At 49.5% G+C, this 26,809-nt stretch carries 24 protein-coding genes; 15 read left to right on the top strand and 9 right to left on the bottom strand.

The genetic code is table 11. The features are described 5' to 3' along the window. The first annotated feature begins 32 nt into the window (after positions 1-32). Both ACYVF1_RS05130 and argH read left to right on the top strand, forming a co-directional pair. Complete coding sequence (locus ACYVF1_RS05130) at positions 33-1,322, top strand: MFS transporter (RefSeq protein ID WP_461076280.1); 1,290 nt, start codon at positions 33-35, stop codon at positions 1,320-1,322. A gap of 103 nt (positions 1,323-1,425) precedes the next feature. Continuing rightward, positions 1,426-2,760: an argininosuccinate lyase gene (gene argH, locus ACYVF1_RS05125; protein WP_461076278.1), complete on the top strand. Its 1,335-nt coding sequence runs from the start codon at positions 1,426-1,428 to the stop codon at positions 2,758-2,760. Positions 2,761-2,868: 108 nt separating this feature from the next. On the opposite strand, the gene ACYVF1_RS05120 is transcribed toward argH, so the two are convergent. Continuing rightward, entirely contained in the window at positions 2,869-3,735 is an 867-nt protein-coding gene (locus ACYVF1_RS05120; protein WP_461076276.1) for an SMP-30/gluconolactonase/LRE family protein, read from the bottom strand. Positions 3,736-4,005: 270 nt separating this feature from the next. Between ACYVF1_RS05120 and ACYVF1_RS05115 the strand changes: the two genes are divergently transcribed. Continuing rightward, on the top strand, positions 4,006-4,215 hold the full coding sequence (locus ACYVF1_RS05115) for a hypothetical protein (RefSeq protein ID WP_461076274.1): 210 nt from the start codon (positions 4,006-4,008) through the stop codon (positions 4,213-4,215). 91 nt (positions 4,216-4,306) lie between these two features. Here ACYVF1_RS05115 and ACYVF1_RS05110 read toward each other — a convergent pair whose 3' ends face one another. Then, positions 4,307-5,557: an MFS transporter gene (locus ACYVF1_RS05110; RefSeq protein ID WP_461076272.1), complete on the bottom strand. Its 1,251-nt coding sequence runs from the start codon at positions 5,555-5,557 to the stop codon at positions 4,307-4,309. A gap of 59 nt (positions 5,558-5,616) precedes the next feature. Between ACYVF1_RS05110 and ACYVF1_RS05105 the strand changes: the two genes are divergently transcribed. Continuing rightward, a complete protein-coding gene (locus tag ACYVF1_RS05105; protein ID WP_461076270.1) occupies positions 5,617-6,285 on the top strand; it encodes a phosphoribosylanthranilate isomerase in 669 nt (222 codons plus the stop codon). Positions 6,286-6,407: 122 nt separating this feature from the next. Here ACYVF1_RS05105 and ACYVF1_RS05100 read toward each other — a convergent pair whose 3' ends face one another. Beyond that, a complete protein-coding gene (locus ACYVF1_RS05100) occupies positions 6,408-6,824 on the bottom strand; it encodes an Hsp20/alpha crystallin family protein (protein WP_461076268.1) in 417 nt (138 codons plus the stop codon). 342 nt (positions 6,825-7,166) lie between these two features. On the opposite strand from ACYVF1_RS05100, the gene ACYVF1_RS05095 reads away from it, so the two are divergent. Further along, positions 7,167-8,504: a tetratricopeptide repeat protein gene (locus tag ACYVF1_RS05095; protein WP_461076266.1), complete on the top strand. Its 1,338-nt coding sequence runs from the start codon at positions 7,167-7,169 to the stop codon at positions 8,502-8,504. A gap of 75 nt (positions 8,505-8,579) precedes the next feature. On the opposite strand, the gene ACYVF1_RS05090 is transcribed toward ACYVF1_RS05095, so the two are convergent. Then, positions 8,580-9,350 carry an AMP nucleosidase gene (locus tag ACYVF1_RS05090; RefSeq protein ID WP_461076264.1) on the bottom strand — a complete coding sequence of 257 codons (771 nt, stop codon included), beginning with the start codon at positions 9,348-9,350 and terminating at the stop codon, positions 8,580-8,582. A 104-nt stretch (positions 9,351-9,454) separates the two neighbouring features. Here ACYVF1_RS05090 and ACYVF1_RS05085 point away from each other — a divergent pair, with 104 nt between their 5' ends. Continuing rightward, positions 9,455-9,898, top strand: a complete 444-nt coding sequence (locus ACYVF1_RS05085) for a type I restriction enzyme HsdR N-terminal domain-containing protein (protein WP_461076262.1) — start codon at positions 9,455-9,457, stop codon at positions 9,896-9,898. A gap of 89 nt (positions 9,899-9,987) precedes the next feature. Here the strand turns inward: ACYVF1_RS05085 and ACYVF1_RS05080 are convergent, their stop codons facing one another. The 4 genes from ACYVF1_RS05080 to ACYVF1_RS05065 form a co-directional block, all read right to left on the bottom strand. Further along, complete coding sequence (locus tag ACYVF1_RS05080) at positions 9,988-10,554, bottom strand: YceI family protein (RefSeq protein ID WP_461076260.1); 567 nt, start codon at positions 10,552-10,554, stop codon at positions 9,988-9,990. A gap of 48 nt (positions 10,555-10,602) precedes the next feature. Continuing rightward, positions 10,603-11,058 carry a MarR family winged helix-turn-helix transcriptional regulator gene (locus ACYVF1_RS05075; RefSeq protein WP_461076258.1) on the bottom strand — a complete coding sequence of 152 codons (456 nt, stop codon included), beginning with the start codon at positions 11,056-11,058 and terminating at the stop codon, positions 10,603-10,605. 91 nt (positions 11,059-11,149) lie between these two features. Then, positions 11,150-13,018 carry a hypothetical protein gene (locus ACYVF1_RS05070; RefSeq protein ID WP_461077813.1) on the bottom strand — a complete coding sequence of 623 codons (1,869 nt, stop codon included), beginning with the start codon at positions 13,016-13,018 and terminating at the stop codon, positions 11,150-11,152. Positions 13,019-13,246: 228 nt separating this feature from the next. Further along, positions 13,247-13,762, bottom strand: coding sequence for a GNAT family N-acetyltransferase (locus tag ACYVF1_RS05065; protein ID WP_461076256.1), 516 nt, complete (start codon positions 13,760-13,762; stop codon positions 13,247-13,249). A gap of 105 nt (positions 13,763-13,867) precedes the next feature. On the opposite strand from ACYVF1_RS05065, the gene ACYVF1_RS05060 reads away from it, so the two are divergent. The 8 genes from ACYVF1_RS05060 (at position 13,868) to ACYVF1_RS05025 (ending at position 22,334) form a co-directional block, all read left to right on the top strand. Further along, positions 13,868-14,476, top strand: a complete 609-nt coding sequence (locus tag ACYVF1_RS05060) for a Maf family protein (RefSeq protein ID WP_461076254.1) — start codon at positions 13,868-13,870, stop codon at positions 14,474-14,476. 75 nt (positions 14,477-14,551) lie between these two features. Then, positions 14,552-16,057 (top strand): alpha-amylase family glycosyl hydrolase, encoded by a 1,506-nt coding sequence (locus tag ACYVF1_RS05055; RefSeq protein WP_461076252.1) that lies wholly within the window; start codon positions 14,552-14,554, stop codon positions 16,055-16,057. A gap of 86 nt (positions 16,058-16,143) precedes the next feature. Beyond that, positions 16,144-17,076, top strand: coding sequence for a M20/M25/M40 family metallo-hydrolase (locus ACYVF1_RS05050; RefSeq protein ID WP_461076250.1), 933 nt, complete (start codon positions 16,144-16,146; stop codon positions 17,074-17,076). Between the two features lie 31 nt (positions 17,077-17,107). Continuing rightward, complete coding sequence (locus ACYVF1_RS05045) at positions 17,108-18,535, top strand: arylsulfatase (protein ID WP_461076248.1); 1,428 nt, start codon at positions 17,108-17,110, stop codon at positions 18,533-18,535. A 175-nt stretch (positions 18,536-18,710) separates the two neighbouring features. Continuing rightward, a complete protein-coding gene (kaiC, locus tag ACYVF1_RS05040; protein WP_461076246.1) occupies positions 18,711-20,417 on the top strand; it encodes a circadian clock protein KaiC in 1,707 nt (568 codons plus the stop codon). A gap of 27 nt (positions 20,418-20,444) precedes the next feature. Further along, positions 20,445-20,738, top strand: coding sequence for a circadian clock KaiB family protein (locus ACYVF1_RS05035; RefSeq protein ID WP_461076244.1), 294 nt, complete (start codon positions 20,445-20,447; stop codon positions 20,736-20,738). Position 20,739: 1 nt separating this feature from the next. After that, positions 20,740-21,057: a circadian clock KaiB family protein gene (locus ACYVF1_RS05030; RefSeq protein WP_461076242.1), complete on the top strand. Its 318-nt coding sequence runs from the start codon at positions 20,740-20,742 to the stop codon at positions 21,055-21,057. Next, positions 21,054-22,334, top strand: coding sequence for a sensor histidine kinase (locus ACYVF1_RS05025; RefSeq protein ID WP_461076240.1), 1,281 nt, complete (start codon positions 21,054-21,056; stop codon positions 22,332-22,334). Before ACYVF1_RS05030 ends, ACYVF1_RS05025 begins: the two co-directional genes overlap by 4 nt. A 94-nt stretch (positions 22,335-22,428) precedes the next feature. Here the strand turns inward: ACYVF1_RS05025 and ACYVF1_RS05020 are convergent, their stop codons facing one another. Beyond that, positions 22,429-24,411: a T9SS type A sorting domain-containing protein gene (locus ACYVF1_RS05020; protein ID WP_461076238.1), complete on the bottom strand. Its 1,983-nt coding sequence runs from the start codon at positions 24,409-24,411 to the stop codon at positions 22,429-22,431. A gap of 275 nt (positions 24,412-24,686) precedes the next feature. Between ACYVF1_RS05020 and ACYVF1_RS05015 the strand changes: the two genes are divergently transcribed. Continuing rightward, a complete protein-coding gene (locus tag ACYVF1_RS05015; RefSeq protein WP_461076236.1) occupies positions 24,687-26,792 on the top strand; it encodes a fibronectin type III domain-containing protein in 2,106 nt (701 codons plus the stop codon). Positions 26,793-26,809 lie beyond the last annotated feature (17 nt).

The raw sequence follows: 26,809 nt of genomic DNA, 5'->3' as shown, positions 1-26,809 counted from the left end.
CCGCTGGTCCGGATTCGTCGTAACTTGCGGGCATGATTCAGCGGACACTTCATCTATATCGACGGGCGTATCAGGGGCTTTCGCCATCGGTTTGGCTGCTGGCGGGCGTGATGCTGATCAACCGGTGCGGCACGATGGTGTTGCCCTACATGACGCTTTACCTGACTCAGCATCTGCACTTCTCCGTTACCGACGCAGGCATTGTGATGGCTGTTTACGGGTCAGGCGCGTTCGTGGGTACGTTCCTTGGCGGCCGCCTGACTGATCGTTTTGGCTTTTACTACGTTCAGTTACTGAGTCTGCTGTTTGGCGGAGTTGCTCTGATCGCGCTTCAGTTTATCACTAATTTTTACCTGCTCTGCACGAGTGTTTTTCTGTTCACGCTGCTGGGCGATGCCTTCCGACCGGCTAATCAGGCAGCTATTGCGCATTACTCAGAGCCGGAAACACGTACCCGCGCTTTTTCCTTCAATCGACTGGCTATCAATCTCGGCTGGGCCGTGGGTGGTGGACTAGGCGGCTGGCTGGCCAGTATTGATTACAGTCTTCTTTTCTGGACCGACGGTCTGACCTGCCTGCTAGCGGGAATCGTCCTCCGGCTGTTTTTGCCTGTACCGGTTAATTCGGTTGACCAAAAAAATACACATTCGCTTGGTACGTCGGTTAAGGAAATTTCCGAAACCTCATCCCCCTATCAGGATCATGTATTTATCGGCTTTGTGCTCTGTAATACGTTGTTTCTGATCGCCTTTTTTCAATTTTTCACAATAGTGCCGCTATTTTTCAAACAGGTTGTCCACCTGACGGAACGTACTATTGGCCTACTAATGGCGCTGAATGGTATACTCATTGTGACCATTGAAATGGCGCTGGTCTACGAACTTGAACAACGACAATTACCCAAAATACCACTGATTGTGCGCGGCACTCTGCTGACCAGTATATCATTTCTCATTCTCGCATCACCGGCCTGGCTCACTCAGTTTGGCGTTACGTTCGGCAACGCAGTAGCCCTTAGTACGTTGCTTCCGTTAGGGTATATCTTAGTTGCTACGTTCAGCGAAATGCTGGTGATGCCTTTTCTGCAATCGCTCACGGTCGAACGTTCCAACCCGAAAACGCGCGGTCAGTATCTGGCGCTCTATTCCATGAGTGGTGCGCTGGCGCAGACCACCGCACCCGCATTTGGCTCGCTGATGGTGGCGCAGGTCGGGTTTTCGTCGCACTGGCTGGCGATTGCCGGTATCAGTCTGGTAGCGGCATTTGGATTCTGGCAGTTGGGAAAACGATTTCAGAAAGCCAACATCACTACCTTTGTCTAAAGAGTGAAAGAGCGAATGAGCGAAATCGGACCGCCGAAGCGGAGCGAAAATTCTGCGCCAGCCATTCGCTCTTTCACTCATTCACTCTTTCACTCTTTACGATTTGAAACTCTGGCAAAAAGAAGGCGTTACTACTGCCGATCAAATTGAACGTTTCACCGTCGGGCGCGACCGTGAAATGGATCTTTACCTCGCTCCTTTCGACGTACTGGGTAACCTGGCCCATGCGCAGATGCTCGAAACTATAGGTCTGCTTTCCAATGAGGAATTAAGCTTGTTGACGGATGAATTAAAAATCATTTATCAGCAGATTCAGGACGGGCAGTTTAGTATTGAAGAGGGTATTGAAGACGTACACTCGCAGGTCGAACTGCTACTCACGCAGAAATTGGGCGATGTAGGTAAGAAAATTCATTCGGGTCGTTCGCGTAACGATCAGGTTTTGGTCGATTTAAAGCTTTTCACCCGCGACCGGCTCTGGCGCGTATCCGAAGCCGTCAAGCAGGTATTCGATCAGCTTATCAGCCGGTCGGAGCAACACAAAGACGATCTTTTACCCGGTTATACACATCTTCAAATAGCCATGCCTTCGTCGTTCGGTTTGTGGTTTGGCGCCTACGCCGAAGCCCTGGCCGACGATATGCTCACCCTGCAAACGGCCTACCGATTGGCCAACCGAAATCCACTCGGTTCGGGAGCTGGTTATGGCTCGTCGTTTCCGCTCAACCGAACGCTGACGACGGAGCTACTAGGTTTCGAAGGAATGCACGTCAACGTAGTGTACGCGCAGATGAGCCGAGGTAAAACCGAACAGACTGCTCTCACGGCGCTGGCTGCCGTTGCTGCTACGTTGTCCAGGATGGCGATGGATATTTGTCTCTATAACAGTCAGAACTTTGGGTTTCTGGTGCTGCCGGATGCGTTGACGACGGGTTCGAGTATTATGCCCCACAAGAAAAATCCGGACGTAGCGGAGCTACTACGTGCCAAAACAAACCGCATGAAAGCGCTACCGATGGAGGTAACGATGGTACTGAGTAATCTGCCGTCTGGTTATCACCGCGATATGCAGATTCTGAAAGAAATTCTGATGCCCGCTTTCGACGATCTGCTAGACTGTCTCGACATCACTACGTTCATGCTTGAGCATATTCAGGTGAAACCCAATCTGCTGGACGATTCCAAATACGATCTGCTTTTCAGCGTAGAGCGGGTGAACGAGCTGGTGTTGCAGGGCGTTCCCTTCCGCGAAGCGTATCGAACGGTGGGCAAAGAAATTGCCGAACATACCTACGTACCACCGCGTTCGCTACGTCATACACACGAGGGCAGCATCGGCAATTTAGGTAATGAGTTAATTGTGAATCAGATGCAGCAGGCGATAGATGGTTTCGGGGCCGAACGGGCACAGGAAGCGGTGGCGAAGCTGTTGGTTTAAGGGTTTTCGCCAAAATGGGCCCGACGCAGAGGTCGTTGAAGGTTCTTAAACATAAATACCCGACCAATACAGTCGGGTATTTATGTTTAAGCCGTGCTAGAATTACGTTTATTCGACCTTATAGGCCACCAGTTTGTTCTTAAGAAATGTCGGTACAACCAGTAGTTTCTTTTTCGCTACGTATTCAATATCAGCGGCATTGACTTTATCGGCGCGGGTATCGAGGAGTTCGGTTTTAGTGCCATCGGCGGCAATGTGAAACAGGCGGCCGTTCCAGTCCGAAACGAAAAAATTGCCCTTTCCTTCCGGCACGATGCCATCGGTATTGGCCATGCCATCGGCTAGCTGCTTCAACGTTTTGGTGTTCAGATCCAGTACGCACAGAGCGCCGGTTTTTGTGTTGCCAACCATTAGTTTATCCGTTCCAACCGCGTACAGGCCGTTCGGATTGTTGAGCGGCTCACCTTCCATAAACACTTCCCATTTGTCCTCTTTCAGGCGATATACTTTGTTGTTGCGGTTATCTGATACGTAGACCGTTCCCTCTTTATCGACCGTTACGTCGTTTAGGTAAGCGCCCTGCCCCACGGCGTCCCATGTTTTTTCAGCCTGACCGTTTTTGGTGTTGATACACACCAGCCGATGAATATCTGCTACGTATAAACGGTTCTTATACAGTCCCATTCCCTTCGGCGCATTGAGTCCGGCTGTCCATTGCAGATTTTCGATTTTCCCATCCAGCGACACTTTTGAAATGAATCCTGATCCATCCAGCGCATCAGACTTTCCGTCGATATTGGCTACGTACAACGTATTGTGCCCATCAAAGAGTACCGATTCTGGGGTACGTAGCGTAGTATCGGTTTCCCATGCTTTTACCAGTTTAGGTGGTTTTGCAGCAGGAAGCGGGAGTGTTAACGAAAGCAGGCTGGCTCCGCTAATCAGGGCCGTTGCGATAAGAAGAATTTGTTTCATTGTTTATTTGAACGAATTAAACGTTGGTCAAAAAATGTGGCACGGTTCCTGATAAAGCAAACCCTCGGATGTATTCCCCACAAAATCACCGAATTAAATAATTACAAAAAATTTTAGTTGCACCATGCCGGGTCGGTAGTCACTTCCTGGCGCAGATATAAAAGGCGAAATATAACTTTTCTAACTATCGGCTACATAGTCGACATTTTGGGTAAAAACAATCGAAAAACGACTGTGTTTACCCTATCGCACACTCAAAAACAACAGGTTATGGCAAACTCCCAATCCCTTGCTTCGCAGGTGCAGTCGCCGGCCGGGCAAATCAAACAAAGCATTTACGATATGGTCCGGCTGCAACAGGATTACCAACTCTCCGATGAATTGTTCTGGCAGGCTTTTGATGCACGCGTGTTACTCGATAAGCCAATTGATCTAGACCTTTTTCTACGGAACCTCGACTCCCCAATTACCCAAAGTTAACCCCACAGATGATGAAGGCTGAACTTCCCGACCGGGACTACCCAGCGATTTTGCGCTGATACGTCTGACCGTTCGGGAAGTTTTGTTTTTGTTAGCTCAATCGAACAGCAAACAGCGCCTTCGATTTGGTGTAGACGTAAGCAACCACGACCAACGTAACGACTCCGCCCAGTGCCACCGACGGCACCGTTCCTAACAGACGAGCCAGCAAGCCCGATTCAAAAGCACCAATTTCGTTCGACGAACTCACGAAAATACCGTTCACAGCAGCCACGCGTCCGCGCATGTGATCGGGTGGAAAAATTTGCAGGATGGTTTGCCGGATAATAACGCTGACACTATCGAAAGCGCCGGTCAGCGCCAGCATCACCAGCGACAGGTAAAAATTGGTCGATACCGCAAACACGAGAGTAGCTATACCGAAACCAACCACGGCCAACAACATGTTTCGCCAGGCATTATGCGTGGGCGGATATTGCGTCATAAACGCCATCGTCACCAAAGCGCCCACCGACGGAGCGGCCCGCAGAAATCCTAGCCCCTCCGCCCCTACTTTCAGAATATCTTCGGCATAAACCGGCAATAAAGCGACTACGCCCCCGAACAATACCGAAAAAAGGTCGAGCGAAATAGCGTAGAGAACAATCTGCGTTTTAAACACAAACCGGAAACCTTCGGCCAGACTCTGCCGGAAACCAAGCACCGGTTCGTCGGTAACGGGTACAGGTTTGCGGCTAATCAGGCTGATCAAAACAAAGCAAACGACAAGCAGGCCAATGACAATAATAAGTGTATTATCGAACCCGAACCAGCTATAAAAAAAACCGGCTAATCCCGGCCCAACAATAGCCCCCGCCTGCCAGAATGAACTGCTCCACGTAGCCGAATTGGCGTATAATTCGCGAGGAACCAGAAACGGTTTCAGCGATGAACTGGCGGGTGAGTAAAACCCTTTGGCGGTGCCAATCAGCATCAAAACACCATAGATGGTAGCCAGCCGGGCCGTTTGCGACAAACCCGCTTCGACCGACGGTTGAAAGACAAGATACAGAATGACAGAGCCAAGAATAATAACGAGCAGGCTCCACTGCAGAATACTTTTTTTGTCGCGCCGGTCGGCCAGGTGCCCGCCAAAGAGCGAGAGCGCGATGAACGGAATAGCTTCGGCCAGCCCGACAAGGCCAAGCATGAGTGGGTCGTGGGTGACTTTGTAGAGTTCGTACCCTAGAATCACTTCCTGAATCAACAGTGTAACTGTAATCAGGAAACTATTCATAATAAAATAACGAAACTCTGGGAAACGTAATGAAGCGTAGGTATCGCTGGTGGTTTGTTGTACCATACTTTTGACAGGCGAAGCGTATTTTTGTCGGTCAACCGTTACGTTACCAACCCCAAAATATGGAATCTCAGTTCAGAACACGCGTGAAAATTTGCTGCATCAGCAGTTCCGATGAAGCTAAATTAGCGATACGTTACGGTGCCGATGCGCTCGGGCTGGTCGGTCGGATGCCCAGCGGACCGGGCGTAGTAGCCGATGAACTGGCCGCTCAGATTGTTCGGGCAACACCTCCGCCGATTGCTACGTTCATGCTTACCAGCGAGACTAACGTAGCAGCTATCGTGGCGCATCAGCAACGCGTTGGCGCCAATACTATTCAGTTAGTCGACGCTGTTCCAGCGGAAACCTATGCCCAATTGCGCGAGCGTTTACCAGCCATCAAACTCGTTCAGGTGATTCACGTACTCGACGAACGTAACGTTGATGAAGCCCTGAAGGCCGTTGCCGATGGCGTCGACGCGCTGTTGCTTGATTCAGGAAATCCGACTCTTTCGGTTAAAGTGCTGGGTGGCACGGGTCGCGTTCATAACTGGCAGGTCAGTCGGCAAATTGTGGAACAATCCTCAGTACCGGTCTTTCTGGCGGGCGGCCTAAATACGGAAAATGTTCGTCAGGCGATAGACGTAGTACAGCCGTTCGGCCTCGACATTTGCAGTGGTGTCCGCACCAACGGCCAGTTGGACGAATGGAAATTGAAAGCATTTATAGACGTAGTACAGAGGGCATAACGTATTGAAGAGCCAGATTCTGTGCCATCAAAAAAGGGTACTGCTACGTAGCAGTACCCTTTCTGTTTATTGAAGATACTCGGCAAAAGGCAATAGCCTCTGCTCCACACTCTATGCTTTAATTAAGCAACGGTGATTTCTTTGACGAGTTTCGTTTCTTCGACTTTAGGTAGTTCGAGCGTCAGGATACCATCGGTATAAGCGGCTTTGATTTCGTCGGCATTGACCGTTTTTGGCAGTCGGAAGCTCCGCTCAAATGAGGTGAAGCCAAACTCCTGACGAGTGAATTTCTCGGTGTTTTCTTCGCTTTTCGACTCCGTATTATAGGCAATCGTTAAGCGGTTGTTTTCTACGTTAATTTTCAAATCCTCTTTCTTCAAGCCAGGAGCGGCCAGTTCAAGATGAAACGCCGTTTCAGTTTCTTTTACGTTAACAGCCGGTACGTTGGTCGTGGTGGCCTGATAGCGATTAATAACGGGACGGCTATAGAAAGGGTTGAAGAACGTAGGGAAGTTGTTATATCGAACTAAGGTTGCCATGTGATTATTTGATTTGTTGTGTTGTTCTGTTTTCAAATACATAGACCCTTTATTCAAATGTTGTACCAATGCACAAACTTTACTATTTTATGCCATTTTGTCATTTAACAGCCTAAATATTTTACAAAATAAGACATATTGTCATTTCAGAGCTGTAAAATTGGCAACCATTTTGCAGAAAATCTGTCGGAAAGCCATACGAACGTGTCTGTAACCCTGTGTCATACAGACCCTTTCGTCCATGACTTAATCTTATATTAACTTGGCTAATCAGTAACAAAGCTTTAAATTTAGCCCGCTCAATTCGTAACCAACTACCTAAATATTTATCACATTTTCCTCATGAAGCGACAACTACTGCCGCTGGCTATCCTCTTTTTTTCCAGCTTTACCCTTCCTTCCATTGCTCAACAAACAGCCGTCGATTTTTTTGAAAGCGGTATCACCAAAAGTAAAGCCGGTGATTTTATGGGCGCGCTCCAGGCGTTCAGTATGGCCATTACCATGAATCCCGACAATGCCGCCAGTTATTACAACCGGGGCGTAGCCAAAGCTAGCCTGAAAGATCACCGGGGCGCTATTCTTGACTACGACCACGCTATTGACATTAACGGCAAAGACGCTCTTGCTTATCTGAGCCGGGGCATCAGTAAGAGCAAACAAGATGACCACCGGGGTGCGCTTCTCGACTTCAGCCGCTCCATCGAACTCAACCCCGACGATGCACAATCGTATTACAATCGGGGCGCCAGCCGCAGCAAACTGGAACAGTACCGGGGTGCGCTGGCCGATTTCACCAAATCAATTGAACTTGATCCTGCCAATGCCCAGACGTATTACTCGCGGGGTATCACCAAACAGAAGCTGGAAGATTTTTCCGGAAGTTTGCCCGACTTCACCAAAATGATTGAGATGATGCCCAAAAAACCACAGGCATATGCTGGTCGGGGTATGTCGAAAGTCGAGTTAAATGATTTTACCGGAGCCATCGCCGATCTCAACAAAGCCATCGAACTTAGCCCTGAAGATGGGGAATCCTACTTCTACCGGGCTTTTGCCAAGAGCAAGCTCGAAGATTACAAAGGCTCGATACCTGATTACGACAAAGCCATTACGCTCAAACCCGACAATTACCGGGCTTTTTATGGTCGTGGTTTTTCGCGCAGCAAACTGAACGATCAGCGCGGTTCAGTTCAGGATTTAAATCAGGCCATCGAGATCAATAACGTCAATGCCGATTCAAAGGTAGTTTACACCGGACGTATCAACCGGGCTACTCTTGATAAGCTGCGTGATCAGGTGCAGGAACGTAACAAAATTATTGAGCTGGGTTCAGAACGGGCCGAAGCTTATTTCAGTCGGGGTGTTAGTAAAAACAAACAGGGCGATCAGAAAGGCGCCATTGTTGACCTGAATAAAGCCATTGAATTGAGTCCTACCTACGCCGAAGCCTATTTTAGCCGGGGATTGATCAAATCGAATCAGGGTGATCAGAAAGGTGCCATTATGGACTGCAACAGCGCCATTAAACTGAACCCGCGCTACGCTGAAGTTTACTACGTTCGAGGCCTCATCAAACACAGCCTGGGCGACGAAAACGGCGGCTGTCTCGACCTATCCAAATCGGGCGAATTAGGCTATAATCCTGCCTACAAAGCCATTAGTGATTACTGCAATTAGAGCCTTGCAGATGGTTCTACTCAAGTGAATAGTTAGTAGTTACCGATTTTGACGGCGGCTACTAACTATCCACTTTTATTCAAACTTCAGGTGTTTCACCGAATCTCCAGAAGATTCCAGCTCAATCAACGCATCGATACCAATATCCAGGTGGACGTTGACGAACTGACTCGTGACGCGTTTGTCGCTTTCTTCCGTTTTTACACCTTCCGGCACCAACGGGTTGTCAGACACCAGTAGTAGTGCGCCGTGCGGGATGGAATTCACGAAGCCGACGGTGAAAATGGTAGCCGTTTCCATGTCAATGGCCATGGTCCGAATTTCGCGCAGGTAATCTTTAAACGGTTCGTCGTGCTCCCAGATACGTCGGTTGGTAGTGTAGACGGTTCCGGTCCAGTAATCGAGTTCGTAACGTTTTATGGTTGACGATACGGCCCGCTGTAGTCGGAATGAAGGTAGCGCCGGGATCTCAGGGCGCATGTAATCGTTGCTGGTTCCTTCGCCACGGATGGCGGCAATGGGCAAAATCAAATCGCCGATCTGCGTCTTTTTCAGTCCACCGCATTTGCCCAGAAACAAAACGGCCTTCGGTTCAATGGCCGACAGCAAATCCATAACGGTGGCCGCCATCGCACTGCCCATGCCGAAGTTAATGATCGTAATGTTATTGGCCGTAGCAGTTTGCATAGCCCGACCAATGCCAAAAATTTCGGCATCAAACTTTTTAGCAAACAGCTCAACGTAGTTGATAAAATTGGTCAGCAGAATGTATTCGCCGAACTGTTCTATCGGCGTACCGGTATACCGTGGCAACCAGTTCTGAACGATTTCTTCTTTTGTCTTCATAGTGAATGAGCGAGAGAGTGCCGCAACGGAGGTTGAATGATTGAAAGAGTGATTACGCTGAAAATACACTCTTCTGCTCTTTCATTCTTTCGTAACTTTGGATTATGGTCGCATTAAACCTACCTCCTTTCGACCACAAAACTAAGCATGTCGAAGGGAAAGTATACATTTTTGATACGTTACGTCGAAAATACGTCCGGCTCTCGCCCGAAGAGTGGGTACGGCAACACATTGTCAATCTGCTGCTAACGCATTTCGCTTATCCCAAGGCGCTGATACGTACCGAAGGTGGCCTGGAACTGAATCAACTACAAAAACGAACCGACGTAGTAGTGTTTGATCGGGAGGGGCGCCCGTTTCTGATTGTGGAATGCAAGGCCCCTCACGTAACGATCACGCAGCAGGTCATCGATCAGGTTACCCGCTATAATCACATTCATCGGGCGCCTTATCTGGTGCTTTCCAATGGACTGATTCACTACTGTTATTGTGTGAACCACGATACGTCGGAAATTGAATTCATGGACGATTTTCCGTCTTTTACGTAGCAGGTAGACCGAACAGTTACGTATCACAAAAAAATCCCCGGTGCCAATAAGGACCGGGGATTCACGTAGTACGAACAGTACGTTATTGATTACAGTTTGTCCAGCTCGCCCGAAGCGCGAATGGCGATTTCGTCGCTGACAACGGCCGTAGGTGCACCACCCAACGAGAAATCAGCACGTTTTACTTCACCCGTCACTTTAAAACCAGCTTTTACTTTCTTGTTCTGTGGGTTCGTAACAGGGCCATTGATCACCGCGTCGAGCGTTACAGGCTTCGTTACACCGTGCATGGTCAGGTCGCCGGCCACTTTATATTTATTACCCGATACTTTCGTGATCGACTTGCTTTTGAAAGTCATTGTCGGATACTTAGCTGCATCGAAAAAATCGGCGCTTTTCAGGTGCGCATCCCGTTTTTCCTGATTAGTATTGATGCTGTTGACATCGGCGGTCAGATCGATTTGAGCATCCGAGAAATCGTCTTTCGACGAGGTCATTTTCACATCGAAATTCTGAAACTTGCCATCTACTTCGGCCAGCATCATGTGCGTTACGGTAAAGCCCAGATTGGAGTGAGCTTTATCGAGTGTCCAGTTTTGAGCGAAAGCGCCCACAGAAGAGAATAATAAAGCAGCAAGTAAGGTTGCTTTTTTCATGGTTACTATTACGATTTAATTAAAAAATTCAGGTTGTATAAAAAACGGTTATTCCCGCATCCGGTCGAGCAATTGGCTAAGGAGAATGGCTTCGTCGGGGGTTAATTTGCAGGTTTGCTGGTTATCCCAATCACTTTGCAGCACATCGAGTTGTTTCAGCAAATCCATGCCTTTTTCCGTTATGATAACGTCAACGGCCCGACGGTCACTGGGGCATTCGGTACGCTGGACGTATTTTTTGGCAACGAGTTTGTCCACCAGCCGGGACGCATTCGACATTTTGTCGAGCATACGCTCTGTAATATCGCTTACCTTCACTGGCTCAGGAAATTGCCCCCGTAAAATCCGCAGCACATTATACTGCTGCATGGTGATTCCAAACGGTTTCAACAACCGGCTCTGACTATCGGCCAGCCAGTTGCTGGTATAAATCAGATTCACCACGACGCGCTGATAAGGCGTTTTAAACGGTGTGTTCTGTTTGATGTCGGTTTCAATGGACATGATGCAAATATAAGACAAATGCATTTAATGTATCAACACTATTTCGTTTACTTTTTGTTCCAGCGCAGTATTTTTATTTCACTAGGTAGCATTATTGGTAAGGCACAATCTGCGGAGCCGACAGATCAAAGTCTCTGAATCTCAGCGTAGGAACCCCTTCAAACGCCTGCCTGAACGGTATTGTATTTCCTGGAATATTCGGATAGTATGTCAGCCGAATCTGAAAACTGTTGAAGGTTAAATTTTCATTCCGTAACCGAAATCCGATGCCGTATCCCTGATACAAAGGTCCCTTCAGCAAGGGTCTGTCAGGAAAACTGGTCAGACCGAAATTCGCGAACGTAATGAAAGCCACCCGGAACCCGATGAGGCTAAGCCGCGAAAACAGGATGTTCTCGTAATTGAGCAGCACGCGTTTAGTGCCTCTCAGAGCGTCACTATAAATACCGATGCCATCGGTGATAAGGCCGCTTCCGGTGCTGCCCAGGGTAATGTATTCATTGTCAAATCGACCAATACCAGTCGTATACCGCGCATTGATGAAGTGACGCATATTCCCCCACCGACTTTTGATCAGCGGACTGAAGTAGTTCGATTCGAACGAAAAAACGCCCTGTTCGGGGGTATTTTTTCGAAAGTAACTACCCAGACTCACCAGCCCGTACAGGTAGCCAACATGCTTGATGTAATGCCCCTGCGAATAGTTAATGCCCGTGTAAGTACGTCGCCCCAGTTCAGCGTTGTCGATTCCGCCAATCGCCACAATCGATTCTCCGACCGGTACGTCCTCCGTACGCCCAAATCCATAAATCAGGACGTCGCGAACGTACTTCCGGCGGGAAAATCCGACACTAAACAACGTAGTCCGACTATCCTGATAAATCTGGTTAGTATCGGCCGTTACGTCGGGACGTCTGAAATAGCTGTAATCGGTGTTACGTACCGCCAGAATAAGCCGCGCGCGCCCTTTTTCATCAGAATTTCCTTCCCGGTAAAACAACCGGAACGAGCGCCCAATCCAGAAATCAGTGTACGTATAGCTCAGCGGAACAATCACTACGCAGTCGGCCCGGGTCAGCAGGCGGTTGTTTATCTGCGTGTAATTGATTTCGGCGGCTCCCGCGTACTTCGTGTCGGGCGTCAGAAACGGGCGATAGATGCGTGCCGATACCTGCTTTAAATCGCGGAGATAGAGCAAGTCGGCTTGGGCTGTCAGGAAGGTTTTGCCAATAAACGGCACTTTATAGCGGGCCTGATATTCCAGTTTCTGGCGTGGGTCGTTGCCCGCGTAAGCTACCTGTGCAAAAAGCTGGTGGCCTAATCCTCTGAAGTTTAGCTGATCGAATCCGATGTTAAAGGTTTTGAAATTACTAAATCCACCATTGGGCAACAACGACCATACATCCTGCGTGATTACGTAAACATCAACAAACTGACGGCTTCCGCTACGTGGCACCACCAAAATCCGGGCATCGTGGAAAATGGACGTATTACGTAACAGCCGTTCGTTGTCGCGCAGTACGTTCGGATCGACCAGATCGCCTTCTTTAAACAGTAAATATGAATACCGGATTACTCCCTCCCGCGTGTTCCGGTGTAAACGATTACCTGTTTTTTCGATCCAGTTTGCCGGTTTGCGTAACGTATCGTAAACGGTTTGCCCAAATACGTTCAGCCGGCGGATGTGAATATCGCCAATCACCCGCCCTTCAAACGCTTTGAATGGATTCACTTCAATCTGGTTGACCTCCCCCGTTTTAACGCGGCTATTATAAACGTCACGAAACACGGCGTCGTAGAGCTGCCGAGTCAGTCGGTGTTTATACATTCTGGTTTTCAGCTTTGTATAAAACACACTATCCCGTTGCATCAGTATGCTATCGGCTACGTGGGTTGAATGGGCGGTTGCCAGCGAATCGGTATAAGCCTTTCTATACGTTTCTGCCTTAATCGAGTCCATCCGAACGCGCTCGGGAGACAAGCCGGATGGTTGTTGCTGGCGAATTGTATCCTGTTGAGCAGCGATTTCGGGGCAGTATCCGAACACGAAAAGCAAGCCCAGCAGCATACACCGCAGGGAAGCCATATACGTGTTCAAATACCGTTGAATCATGAATAACAAAGAACAACTCTTAGAGCGAGGCAGTCCCGAATAGTTTAATAACGCCAACCACTATAGCCGCTGTATCTATAACTGTTTTTGCAGCCAAAAATCCCGCTGACGTTCTGAACCGAATTGAAAGTAGTGGTAACTAAAACGTTCAAAACCCATTTTTTCGTAAAAAGCCAAGGCACGTTTGTTACGTTCCCACACACCCAACCACACAGCCGCAGCCTTTTGGTTACGCGCCCAGCTCAGGCAGTGCTCCATCAACTGACGGCCCTGCCCCTGACCAATCTGGCTCTGCAACAGATAAATACGCTGTATTTCAATTGCGTTACGTACCGGCATCCGTCGCGGGGGCGCGTGTCGGCGTAATTTGGCATACCCCACGGGTGAGCCGTCTGGCAATCGGGCCAGAAAAAAAGCAGATCGTGGATCGGCCAGCTCCTGAGCCAGAGCCGGTTCGGTTAACGATTTGGCAATGTATTCTTCCACCAGTTCGATCGGATTATGAGGTGGCCCGAATGCTTCGCGCATGGTCGTTGCCGACAGATCGGTAAGCGCAGATAAGTCAGCCAACGTAGCAGGAGAAATAACCAAGAGCTGTTTAGTTTGTAAGTTAGCTGTGCGTTTGTGTAATGCGAATTACGTTTTTTAACGTAGCGAACGCAACTTTGCAACCATATTGCTGAATATTCTGAGTTTATGCTTTCGTTACGTTACCCACTCATTCTGGCATCGGGTTCGCCCCGCCGGAAACAATTGATGACCGATTCGGGCTTTACGTTCACTATCGAAACTCGCCCTACCGATGAGCTTTTCCCGGACGATATGCCCGCCGACGACGTAGCGGAATACCTGGCCCGTCAGAAAGCAGACCAGTTTCGACACGACTTAGGCGAACGTATCGTTCTCTGCGCCGACACGGTTGTCATTCTGGATGGAAACATCTTAAACAAACCGCAGGATGAAGCCGACGCCCGCCGGATGCTACGTTCCCTTTCGGGCCAGACGCACCGCGTCAGAACGGGCGTCTGCGTGCTGGCTCCCGACGCGAACGGCGGTGTTCAAGAGCAATCCTTCACCGACGAAACGGAGGTAACCTTCGCTACGTTGACCGACGACGAAATAACGTACTACATCCGCGAGTGCCATCCTTTCGACAAAGCGGGCGCTTATGGAGCTCAGGATTTTATTGGGTTAGTCGGCATCGTACGGCTCGAAGGCTCCTTCTACACGGTGATGGGCCTGCCCACGCACCAGGTTTATCAGGTGTTGAGGCAGTTTTCAAAGAGCGAAAGCGTGAATGAGTGAAAGAGCGCCTGCGCTCGAAATAAGCTCCGCTCCGGCGGCCCGGTTTCACTCATTCACGCTTTCGCTCTTTGTATAATGCAGATTACTCCCATCGGTCAAACTGGTGTCCATTACGAAATTTTCGTCCGTTCCTTCGCAGATTCTAACGGCGATGGCATCGGCGATCTTAACGGCGTTACCAATAACCTCGATTACCTGAAAGAACTTGGTGTTTCGGCCCTCTGGCTCATGCCCATCAGTCCGTCCCCGAGTTACCATAAATACGACGTAACGGATTATTACGGCATTGATCCTGAATACGGTACGTTGGCTGACTTCCGGCGACTTATTCGCGAAGCGCACCAACGTAGCATTGCTGTTATTATTGACCTGGTAATTCATCACACCAGCATTCAGCATCCGTGGTTTCAGGAATCAGCCAAAGGGCCCAGCAATCCATATCGGCAGTATTACAACTGGCTACCACCCGCCGAAATCAAAGCGCGCAACCTAGCCACCCGCGACATTACGGCCGATTCGGGCGAACGTAGTCCCTGGCATTCCGTCCGAAACGCTACGTATCGCAACGAGGAAAAATACTACGGCATGTTCTGGAGCGGTATGCCCGATCTGAATTTCGACCACCCGCCCGTGCGCGAAGAAGTCTATAAAATTGCCCGATACTGGCTTCAGGACGTAGGCGTTGACGGTTTCCGACTGGATGCCGCCCGGCACCTGTACCGCGAATCCGAAGAACCGAAAAATCATGAATTCTGGGAAGAATTTGGTCAGGTGGTCGAGGCCGCAAAACCGGGGGCTTACACAATTGGCGAAGTCTGGACGCGCCCCGAACGTATCGCGCCGTACTTCCGGGGATTGAAAGCCAACTTCAATTTCGACCTGCGGCTGATGATTGAAGAAATTGTTCGACAGGAAGACGACACCGAAGATCTGATCGAATTTCTGGCCTACGTTCGTGCTGCTTTCAGCAACGTAAATCCAAATTTTATCGACGCACTGATTCTCTCGAATCACGACCAGAATCGGGTCGGCAGTTTGTTAAAGAGCAATCTGAATCACTTGAAAGTAGCGGCCAATCTGCTTCTGACCTTATCGGGTCTGCCCTATATTTATTACGGTGAAGAGATAGGAATGCTCGGCCTGAAACCCGACGAAAACATTCGGGAGCCTTTTCTCTGGGACATCCGCGCCCGCGACCGTCAACGTACCCACTGGCGACGGGGCCGCTACACCACCAGCCAGACCGTGCGTCCGCTGGCCGAGCAACGTAACGATCCTGATTCGCTGTTTTCGCACTACAAACGCCTGATTCAGTTTCGGAACAGCCACCCAGTCTTAAACGACAACCTGAGCCACTTGCAGCAAACGGGCATTCGTCAGCCGGGAACGGTCGCGTTTATACGACAGTCGCAGGAGCAACGGGTGCTGATTCTCCACAATCTGACGGGCAAGGCTATCGATGTAGTACTGTCACCGAACGAATACTGGTGTCACAGCGTCGAGTTTGAAACCGTTCCGGGCAGCCAATGCAAGAACGACCACGTGAACGTACCGGCTTATTCGTGTGTGGTGCTACGTTAACAATAAACAATGTAAAATGAATAATGCGGCCGAGTTCATTATTCATTACCTAAGTAACGTAACATCTTTCGCAGCTTTACCTATTCATGAACCTACGCCTGATTTTCGGTCTTCTTTTCCTGACACATTCATTATTCGGGCAGGAGCCATCGCATAAAAGTATCGCCCGGCATATTGAAAAGCTCGCTTCTGACAAAATGAAAGGGCGTGGAACCGGCAGTCCAGAAAACGCCAAAGCCGCCGATTACATTGCCCAGCATTTCCGGAAATATGGCCTCAAACCTCTGGGAACTGACGGTTATTATCAGCCTTTCACGGCCAGAGTCCGGCGGGTAGTCGTACCTGATAGCCTACGTAGTGCGACCAACGTAATTGGCTTTCTGGATAACGGCGCACCAAATACCATCGTCATCGGCGCGCACTACGATCATCTGGGCGAGGGTCGGCAGGGTAGTTCGCTGGAGAAGGAGCCGGAGGGTAAAATTCACAACGGAGCCGACGACAATGCATCCGGCGTAGCGGGCTTGCTGGAATTAGCTCAGTATTTCGCCAAAAATGACGTAAAAGAGCCTTATAACGTATTGTTTATGGGATTCGGTGCCGAGGAATTGGGCTTGCAGGGTTCGCGTCACTTCCTGAATAATCCGACCTTGCCGCTCGATAAATTGAATTTTATGGTGTGTATGGATATGATTGGGCGCTACAATCCAGAGCGGGGCGTGGGCATTGGCGGCTACGGCACCAGCGATACGTGGCCGGCGGTTTTTAAAGACGTAACAAGTACCATTAAATTTTTCACGGATCGGGCCGGTAACGGTGGGTCCGACAATGCCGCTTTTTACGCCAAACAAATTCCTGTGCTCTTTTTCCATACCGGCGGCCACCCCGACTACCACAAACCAACCGACGATAGCGAAAAAATCGACGTAATGGCTGAAGAAGCGATTCTTAAACTGGAAATTACCTTGCTCGAAAAAGCCATGCAGCAACCTAAAATGACGTTTACGCCCGTTCAATAATGTAAACCTAATTCTGAACCCTTCGACTCTTATGCGGACATTCTTTTTCATCCTCCTCGCTGCTACGTTGTTTGGCCGGATTTGTCAGGCGCAAACTACGTCTAAGCCTAATATCATTTTCATATTAGCCGACGATTTAGGGGTTGGCGATGTGGGCGTTAATGGACAGAAACTAATCAAAACGCCAAATATTGACCGGCTGGCGAACGGTGGAATGCGCTTTACGCAGTTTTATGCCGGTACGGCTGTCTGTGCGCCTTCGCGCTCGTCGCTGATGACGGGGAAACATACGGGCCACACGTTCATTCGAGGGAATAAAAGCGTGGAACCGGAAGGCCAGCAACCCATCGCCGATTCGGTAGTAACGGTGGGCGAAATACTGCAACGCGCGGGCTACGTAACGGCCGCTTTTGGCAAGTGGGGTTTGGGACCTGTCGGCTCAGAAGGTGACCCTAACAAGCAGGGTTTCAACCGGTTTTATGGCTACAACTGTCAGGCGCTGGCGCACCGGGCTTATCCCAATCACCTTTGGAATAACGACCAGAAAATCGTGCTGAAAGGCAATGAGAATCTGCAACAGATGAAAGAATACGCGCCCGATCTGATTCAACAGCAGGCGCTGAATTTCCTGAACGACCGCGACGGTAAACAGCCTTTTTTTCTGTTTCTGCCCTACATTCTCCCCCACGCCGAACTGGTCGCTCCCGACGATAGTCTGCTGGCCCATTATAAAACCATTTTCGCCAACGAAAAGCCTTTCAAAGGCGCTGATTACGGCCCTAATGCAAAACCGGAGGGCTATGCCTCGCAGGCGCATCCGCACGCTACGTATGCCGCCATGGTTGGTCGGCTTGACCGCTACGTTGGACAGGTGATGGCCGCGCTGAAAGCCAGAGGGCTCGACAAAAACACGCTCGTCATTTTTTCGAGCGACAACGGGCCTCACCTCGAAGGCGGAGCCGATTACAAATTCTTCAACAGCAACGGTGGCCTCCGGGGTGTAAAACGCGACCTCTACGAAGGCGGCATCCGTGAGCCATTTTTCGCCAACTGGCCGGGCGTTATCAAACCTGGCTCTACCAGTGATTTCATCGGCGCATTTTGGGACGTATTGCCCACCTTTGCCGAACTCGCCGGTGCCAAAACGCCTAATGGTGTCGATGGCCTGTCGTTTGTGCCTACGCTGACGGGCAAAGGAACGCAGAAAAAACACGATTACCTGTATTGGGAATTCCACGAAAACGGCGGTCGGCAGGCCGTTCGGCAGGGTAACTGGAAAGCGGTACGTCAGCAGGCTTCGACCAACCCCGATAATCCTGTTGAATTATATGATTTAGCTACAGATCCTACTGAAAGTAAAAATATGGCGGCTTCCAACCCTGGTAAAGCTCAGGAATTAAGTCAGTTAATAAAAAAAGCACACGTAGCATCTCCTATTTTTCCGTTTGGAAAAGAGTGATTTTTGTACTGATCAACTCAATATGTTGTTGCTTTAGCCCGTTACGGTTGACTGGACAACTTTAAAAAACCAACAAATTGCTACGTAACAAAGACGGTTTTTAATACGTAGTAAATTAGAACAAAGGATTATATATTTTGATTTTTTGATAAGTTTGTCTATTAGCCGTAATTGAATGAATAGTTCGTCAAAAAATAAAATAAACTTAGCATCCCTCCCGAAATCGCCCACAGGTATTAATGGCCTGGACGAGGTGACGAATGGCGGGTTGCCCCAGGGTAGACCAACACTTATTTGCGGAGGTGCCGGTTGTGGTAAAACATTATTTTCGTTGGAGTTCATCGTGCGGGGCGTCCTCGAATTTAACGAACCGGGCGTATTTATGGCTTTTGAAGAAAAAGCCGATGAATTAAGCGCCAACGTAGCATCGCTTGGGTTCGATCTTGACCAGCTCCAGAAAGACCAGCTCCTTCGGATCGACCACGTTCACATCGACCGCAGCGAAATTGAGGAAACGGGCGAGTACGATCTGGACGGTCTGTTTATTCGTCTGGGCTACGCCATCGACAGTATTGGTGCCAAGCGAGTTGTGCTCGATACCATCGAAAATCTGTTTTCCAGCCTGACCAACGAAGGTATTTTACGTAGTGAAATCCGTCGGTTGTTTAGTTGGCTGAAAGACAAGGGCGTAACTACCATAATTACGGGCGAGCAAGGAGAAGGCACACTGACCCGGCATGGGCTGGAAGAATACGTATCAGACTGCGTTATTCTGCTCGAACACCGGGTAAGCAATCAGATTTCGACCCGGCTGCTACGTGTTATTAAGTATCGGGGATCTGTACATGGCACCAACGAATATCCGTTCCTGATCGACGAAGATGGCATTTCTGTTTTGCCCGTTACGTCGCTCTCACTCGATCATGAAGTTTCGCAGAAGCGCATCTCATCTGGCTTTTCGAGTCTAGATAATATGCTGGAAGGCAAAGGTTTTTATGTGGGAAGCAGCATACTGGTTTCGGGTACGGCTGGTACGGGTAAAACCAGCATCGCAGCCAGTTTTGTGAACGCGGCCTGTCAGCAAAAAAAGCGTACTTTATTTTTGGCATTCGAAGAATCGCCCCAGCAGATTTGCCGCAACATGCATTCGATTGGGATCGATCTTCAGGCCCATGTTGATAAAGGTTTGCTGAAATTTCACGCATCGCGACCGACACTTAATGGACTGGAAATGCACCTGGTGACCATTCATAAACTGGTGACCGAGTTCAAGCCTGAAGTGGTAGTACTCGACCCCGTTACAAATCTGATTACGGTGGGCGCCCTACGGGATGTCCGGTCGATGCTGATTCGGTTAATCGACTTTTTACAGGCTAATCAGATCACGGTGTTGTTTACGGCACTTTCAATGAATACCGTGATTAATGAGCAGACAGATGAAGGGGTTTCATCGCTGGTTGATGCGTGGATACTCCTTCGTGATATCGAGATGAATGGCGAACGTAACCGGGGTTTATACGTCATAAAATCGCGCGGCATGAAACATTCCAACCAGGTACGGGAATTTGTCATTACCGACCAGGGGCTGGATTTGATTGATGTTTACTTAGGTTCGGAGGGGGTGTTAACGGGCTCAGCCCGTGAAGCGCAACAGCTTGAAGAGGTAACGGGCGTTGCCTTGCGAGATCACGCCATCACTCGTAAAGACCGCGAAATTGAACGCAAACGAATGGTGCTCGAATCCAAAATTGCCAGCCTGAAAGAAGAGTTTGAGTCGGTGCAGGATGAATTGAACAAAACCTTTCAGGAAGATGATCTCCGTAAAGAGATCATCGAACAGAACAGAGATCAACTAATCCGTAACCGACATAGTAGCCAATAAAACCGGCTACATAATCTAACTTAATTGATGACTGAACAAGAAAATGTCTGGGAGTTACGGCTGTATATAGCTGGTAAAACGGCCAAATCAGTAACTGCTCTGAACAATCTGAAGAAATATTGTGAAGAACATTTACAGGGGAATTATGTTATTGAGGTTATAGATTTATTAGTGCAACCTCAATTAGCAGCCGGCGATCAGATCCTGGCGGTACCAACTCTGGTCAAAAAAGTACCCGAACCTATCCGTAAAATTATCGGAGATCTGTCGAATGAAGAGAAAGTACTGGTGGGTTTAGACATTCGTTCTGCGAAAAAATAGAATGAGCGAACCAGCGGATGCTGATTTCAATCTGACTGACGAAAGCCAGCAATATGTACTCCGTTTGTTTATAACGGGGGCATCGGTTCGTTCGGTTCGGGCAGTTTCCAACATTAAAGATATTTGCGAAACCCACCTGCCCGGTCGCTATTCGCTGGAAATTATTGACGTTTATCAGCAAAAAGAACTGGCTAAAACAGCTCAGTTGATTGCATTGCCCTTGCTTATAAAACAAGCGCCGTGGCCTGAACGCCGACTCATTGGCGATCTCTCAGAAACGGAAAAGGTACTCAAAGGCTTAGGCATTATTATCGGATGAATCCAGCCAGAACGTACGAACAGTTAGTCAAAGAAAACGAGTTATTACGTATCCGCCTGGAGGAAGCCCTAGAAACGATCCAGGCAATACGTACAGGACAGGTTGATGCCTTGGTAGTGGAGGGAGAGCAGGGACACGAACTCTATACCCTGAAAACAGCCGACCAGACGTACCGCGTATTTATTGAATCGATGCACGAAGGCGCAGTAACGCTCAATCAACAGGGGCAGATTCTGTACTGCAACTCCACCTTCGCAACAATGGTTGACCAATCTTTATCAACCGTTATCGGTTCGGACCTGCTCACCTATCTTGCTCCGGTCTCCCGGCCTGATTGCGAGGATTTTATTCAGCAAAGCTGGTTATCGGCCGGCAAAACGGAAATGACGCTCGTGCAGAAAGAAAAAGAGATGATTTGCCTCGTTTCTGCTACGCCCCTGGTACTCGACGAAGGCGATTGTCTGAGCCTGATTTTCACTGACCTGACGCTTCAGAAACAAACCCAGGCCCTGCTGAAAAGCCGCAATGAAGAACTGGCGTTTATGAATCAGGCCCTGAACCGGTCGAACAACAACTTACAGCAATTTGCATACGTAGCCAGTCACGATTTGCAGGAACCGCTACGTAAGATTTTACAGTTTGGCGACCTCCTTAAATCGCGCTATACAACACCCTCGAGCGACGAACGGGACTACCTGGAGCGTATGCAGTCTGCAGCCAGCCGAATGTCGGCCCTGATTCGTGACATACTCAATTTTTCCCGCATCTCGACGCATGCCCAGAGCATAAAACACGTTTCACTGGCCGACGTAGTGAACGCAGTACTTACCGATCTGGAACTGCGAATTCAGGAAACGAACGCCATTATCGCCGTCGATGAGTTGCCAACGGTGGCGGGCGATGCCTCGCAGTTGGGACAATTATTCCAGAATTTATTGACAAATGCCATCAAATTTCACCGGCCCGATGTGCAGCCTCGCATCCAGGTGACGTACCAGACGCTGTCGGCAGCCGAATTGCCTTCTACCATAAAACCAGCGCGCCAGTCGGAGACGTATTACCAGATTCAGGTGGTCGACAATGGCATTGGTTTCGACCAGAAATACGCGGAACGTATTTTTCAGGTCTTTCAGCGGCTGCACAACAAAAATGAATTTGCGGGTACGGGTATTGGGCTGGCTATCTGCGAAAAAATAGTTGCTAATCACGGTGGCGTCATTACAGCCACGGGACAGCCTGGCGAAGGCGCTACGTTCACTATTTATCTGCCTGCTTAAAAGGGAGTTATAGGGTTGTAAAGTTGTAAGGTTATAGAGTTAGTGCCATGCGTAAAACTTTATAACCCTACAACTTTACAACTCTATAACTCCTCTAATGCACTACCACCAAACGCTGCGTGTGAACCCGATTTTGATACGTTAATCGAACCAGATAAACGCCGTCTGGTAATGTTGCCTCCACTGGAACCGAAACCGCTACGTTGGCCGTGGCCGATACGTACTGCTCACAGATACGCCGGCCCGTAACATCCAGCAACGTAAGCAGCCACCGACCGCTTTCGGGAAGTTGCAGCGATAGGTTTTTGCCGTCGTTTGGGTTCGGATAAATCAACGGGGCAACGGTTGGCTCATCGGTGCCCGTGATAAACGCAGCGGGATTATAGACGCTGGTGCCATTGGGCAAATCGAGCCGAATTCGATACGTACTGTTTGCGGCTGATGTTTTTGAATAGGAAAACGAATAGAGATGATACGGTTGTCCATCGTTCAAAGGGGCCAGCGAACCGACTTCCACGAACGTATCACGTCCCTCCTGCCGCTCAATAACGAATCGGCTACCCGGTTGTTCCTGCGCCGACTGCCAGTGAATACGTACCGTAGTGCCATCGGTTTCGGCCTGAACATCACGCAGCGGATTCAACGGCTGGCCGGCACCCACAACCCGAAATAAAGCTGATGGCGGACTTGGCAGTACTGGCGATTTCGCAACTACGCGCAGCTGGTATAAACCACTACGTAACGTATCGGCCAAAGTGATACGTAGTGAATTGCCGCCTGTCAGTGGCGATACGTTCATCACGAACGTCCCATTCTGATCCAGCAGTTGCACGTTTACATCGGGTTTATTCGGATAACCTATCTGCTCATAGGGCACTAAAATCTCTTTGCCAACAGGAATGTGGCTGGGCAGCAATCCGATCCGCAGAAACCGTTGCGGCTGAATCGGTTTTGCCGAATTATAAAACTGGTCGGTCATGCTTCGGTGCCACGACAGGCCAAATTCGGTAAGCCCCTGTTCGCCACCAGCAATATTTTCAAAATGTCCATGCGCCGGGCGTGGCGTCTGGATGCTGTCGGTGTCAGGACCAGGCCAGACGTTGTTACCTGGCGTTTGAATCAACGCGTTCTGCGCACCCAGAATGGTTGTGCTCGAAATTGGTCCCGATGGCGTAATGGAACAACGTGCCACAACCCACGGCATGCTCTGCCCAAAATCCTGCCGACTCTGGTCGATTAAATCCTGAACCAGCCGCCGATATTCATTCAATGGCGTCTGATACGGCACCGCGTCTGATTCGCCATGATGCCACAACACAGCCCGAATACCCAACTGGCTGTGGTAGTACTGAAGCGTATTTCGCAGATTGGCATACGGTTGCAGATACGGCCACGATTTGCTGGTGAAGATATTGGTAGCCGTTTGGCCGTGCGCCGTGCGGCTCCAGTTATCGGCTACCGTGCCCGGAAAACCGACGTTAAAAAAAGCAACCGGCACCCCGTATCTATCGGCAATAGCATCACCCAGATCACCCCAGCACCAGGCCGACTCGCCCATCGGGAAAACCAGGTTGGTGGCACGTAGCGGTGAAAGAACCGGTGGCGCAAAGGGTTTATCAGCCGAAACCATTACGTTATCACTATTCAGGAACGTATTGGTCGCATTGATCGATAAAACCCGCTCGCTCGCGCCTTTCGAACCTAAGTCGGGTAATCCCATCGCATTTGACTGGCCCGCTACCAGAAATACTTCGCCAATACCCACCCGCTCAATGGTCGACTGCGCCATGACCTGTTGCTGACGCGTGCCCCGTACTTCAAGTCGATACAAACCACCAGAGGCACGTAGCGTTCCCTGAAAAACACCATTTTGCGGAGACGTAGTAATGGTTTGCCAATCGGTTGCCGAGCCAGTGTTGGCAGCAAAGGGCACTAGTCGGGCTTCGATTCGGTCGATGGGTAACGAATAGGTACCGGCAATAAAAAGAGAGGCTTTGTTATCGGTGCCGCGTTGAATAATCAGGCGGGTAGTTGGGTAAGCGATGTCTAGCTGAGCCCATGCCGAAAACGGTAGCAAGCAAATAGTTAGTAGCAGTAGATACTTCACTAAAAACCAAAAATGAGTAATGTTGGATCAAAAAGAACCTCAAAAATACGCAAATTAACTGGAGTAGCTTCAAGATGGCAGTCTATAAAGGCGATAAACACCCGATCTCTATTATCGTATTGAAAATCAACAATATAGTTACATAAATACAATTAAACCACCGCAAAGTAAATTCAACTATTTTTAACTAACGCTATACTATCCAAATCGTACATTCGTTACGCGCAACTAACTGCACCTAGCTTATGTCTCTTCTCTACTCTCCCCCAAGGGCCATAGCAGCCCTGATTCTTTTCGTTTTTACGCTACTGGCAAGCCCTCTGTTAGCTGAGACACCTGACAAACCTGGATCGTCGAATAAATCGTCGACATTATTTGCCTGTGGGATACCGCTAAATCCTTCCACCAGCCAGATAATGCCTGCTAATGCCCAATTGAACTGGTCTACGTCATCCAACCCCAGCTCTACTTCTTACGTAGTACAATATCGGGCGGTAGCTGATAACGTCTGTACGGGCGCTACCACCGTTTCGGCGAATCCCTGGGTTAACTGGCCCAACAGCGTAACGGGAAGCACACTCTCACTAACATCGTTAACTTCGAACACCTGCTACCAATGGCGGGTGCAGGCATCCTGCGCGGATCTGACCACTAGTGATTTCACGACACCCGTTGCCTTTAAGACGAGCATGTGCTCAACGCCAACGAGTCCGAGCGTGCCTAACACTTACCCAAATTCGGCAAATCTTCAGTGGTTCACCCCATCACCTGGGGGTCGCTATGAAGTTCAGTATCGACGGCAGGGAACAGTCCCCTGGAATACCGTTAGTGATATTTCAGGAACGCCTTATGTATTCGACCAAACCAGGATAAATTATACACTAAGTGGCTTAATGCCTAGTACTTCCTATGAGTTTCAGGTACGCGTATTATGCTCGCCCACCAGTAGTTCAACGTTCACGTCGCCGGTAAGTTTCGCGACAACAGGCTGCACGGCCCCAAACAACTTTAATGGCACCGGCACTACAGCCACAACTGCTTCGATAGCATGGTCTCTGGGCGCTTTAAGTTATAATCTGCGTTATCGGACACAGGCAGGACCAGGCGAGTGGACAACGGTTACTGGTTTAACAACTTCTCCCTATGCTATTTCAGGACTAACTCCATCTACCTTTTACCAATTTCAGATAGAATCGGTCTGCTCAACGACCAGTACCAGCGGATTCAGTACTTTGGTAAGCATTCTTACAGCCAGTTGTACTACGCCATCCTTATCACAGGCTGTCGTAACGCCGACAACCGCACGGCTGGCCTGGACACCTACTGCCACTTCCTATACGGTAGAGTATCGGGCGATGGCACCCGGCCAGTGTACTTCCAACACAACCAGCCCAGACAACCCCTGGACTACGGCCGTTAGCAACCAGACAGCAAACAATACAGTGCTCCAGGGCCTGACTCAGGGAACGTGTTATCAATGGCGGGTGATTGGCACCTGTGCCACTAGTTTCACGTCGTCTACCGGCTTTTTCACAACTGCTTGTGGCCCGGCCCCCAATGGTATGAGCACCGGCCCCATTCTCGGCACGTCGGCCCAACTCAACTGGAATAGTCTGGGTAGCGGTGTACAATATGAAGTACAATGGCGAGCCAATGCCAATAATAATTCGACAGGCGATGGAAGCTGTGTCAGCAACACCACAAGTACGGACAATCCATGGACAACCATTTCGAATATCAGTACGAATAGCGTTACCCTTACCGGGCTGAATATCAGTACGTGTTACCAATGGAAAGTAAGGGTGTTGTGTACGGGCAGCAACTTCAGTAACATCACTGTATTTAGAACAACGGATTGTATTCCCGTGGCGCTTACCCAACAACCCGCTACGTCGGCCACGGCTGTTGCCGGCACCACGGCAACAGCTTCTGTGGTAGCTACGGGGTCATCGCTTACGTACCAGTGGTATAAAGACGGGACAGCGCCGGGCAATATCGTAGCTGGGCAAACCTCCGCCACGCTCACGCTCACAAACGTGCAGTTTAGCCAGGCCGGAACGTATTACGTCCAGGTTTCCAATGGGTGTAGTAGTTCGGTATCAACCGGATTTACGCTTGTGGTAACCACGAGTGGCGGCTGCGTAGGTGGTTTCTACACCGTTCAGAATGGCCCCTGGAGCACGCCCGCAACCTGGTCGTGTGGGCAGGTTCCGACTTCGGCCGATGCGGTAGAGATTCGTCATATTGTCTCGATTCCCGACAACTACACAGGTCTTACCCAGAAAATTACCTACACGAACGGGGGCAAAATTGTTGTTCCGACGACGGGCAAAGTTCGAGTGGGACCGTAGCCGATTAGATCAATATA

The sequence above is a fragment of the Spirosoma flavus genome (genome assembly GCF_054778555.1).
Note: the sequence above shows the minus strand (reverse complement) of the source record. Positions and strands in the feature narration are given on the sequence as shown.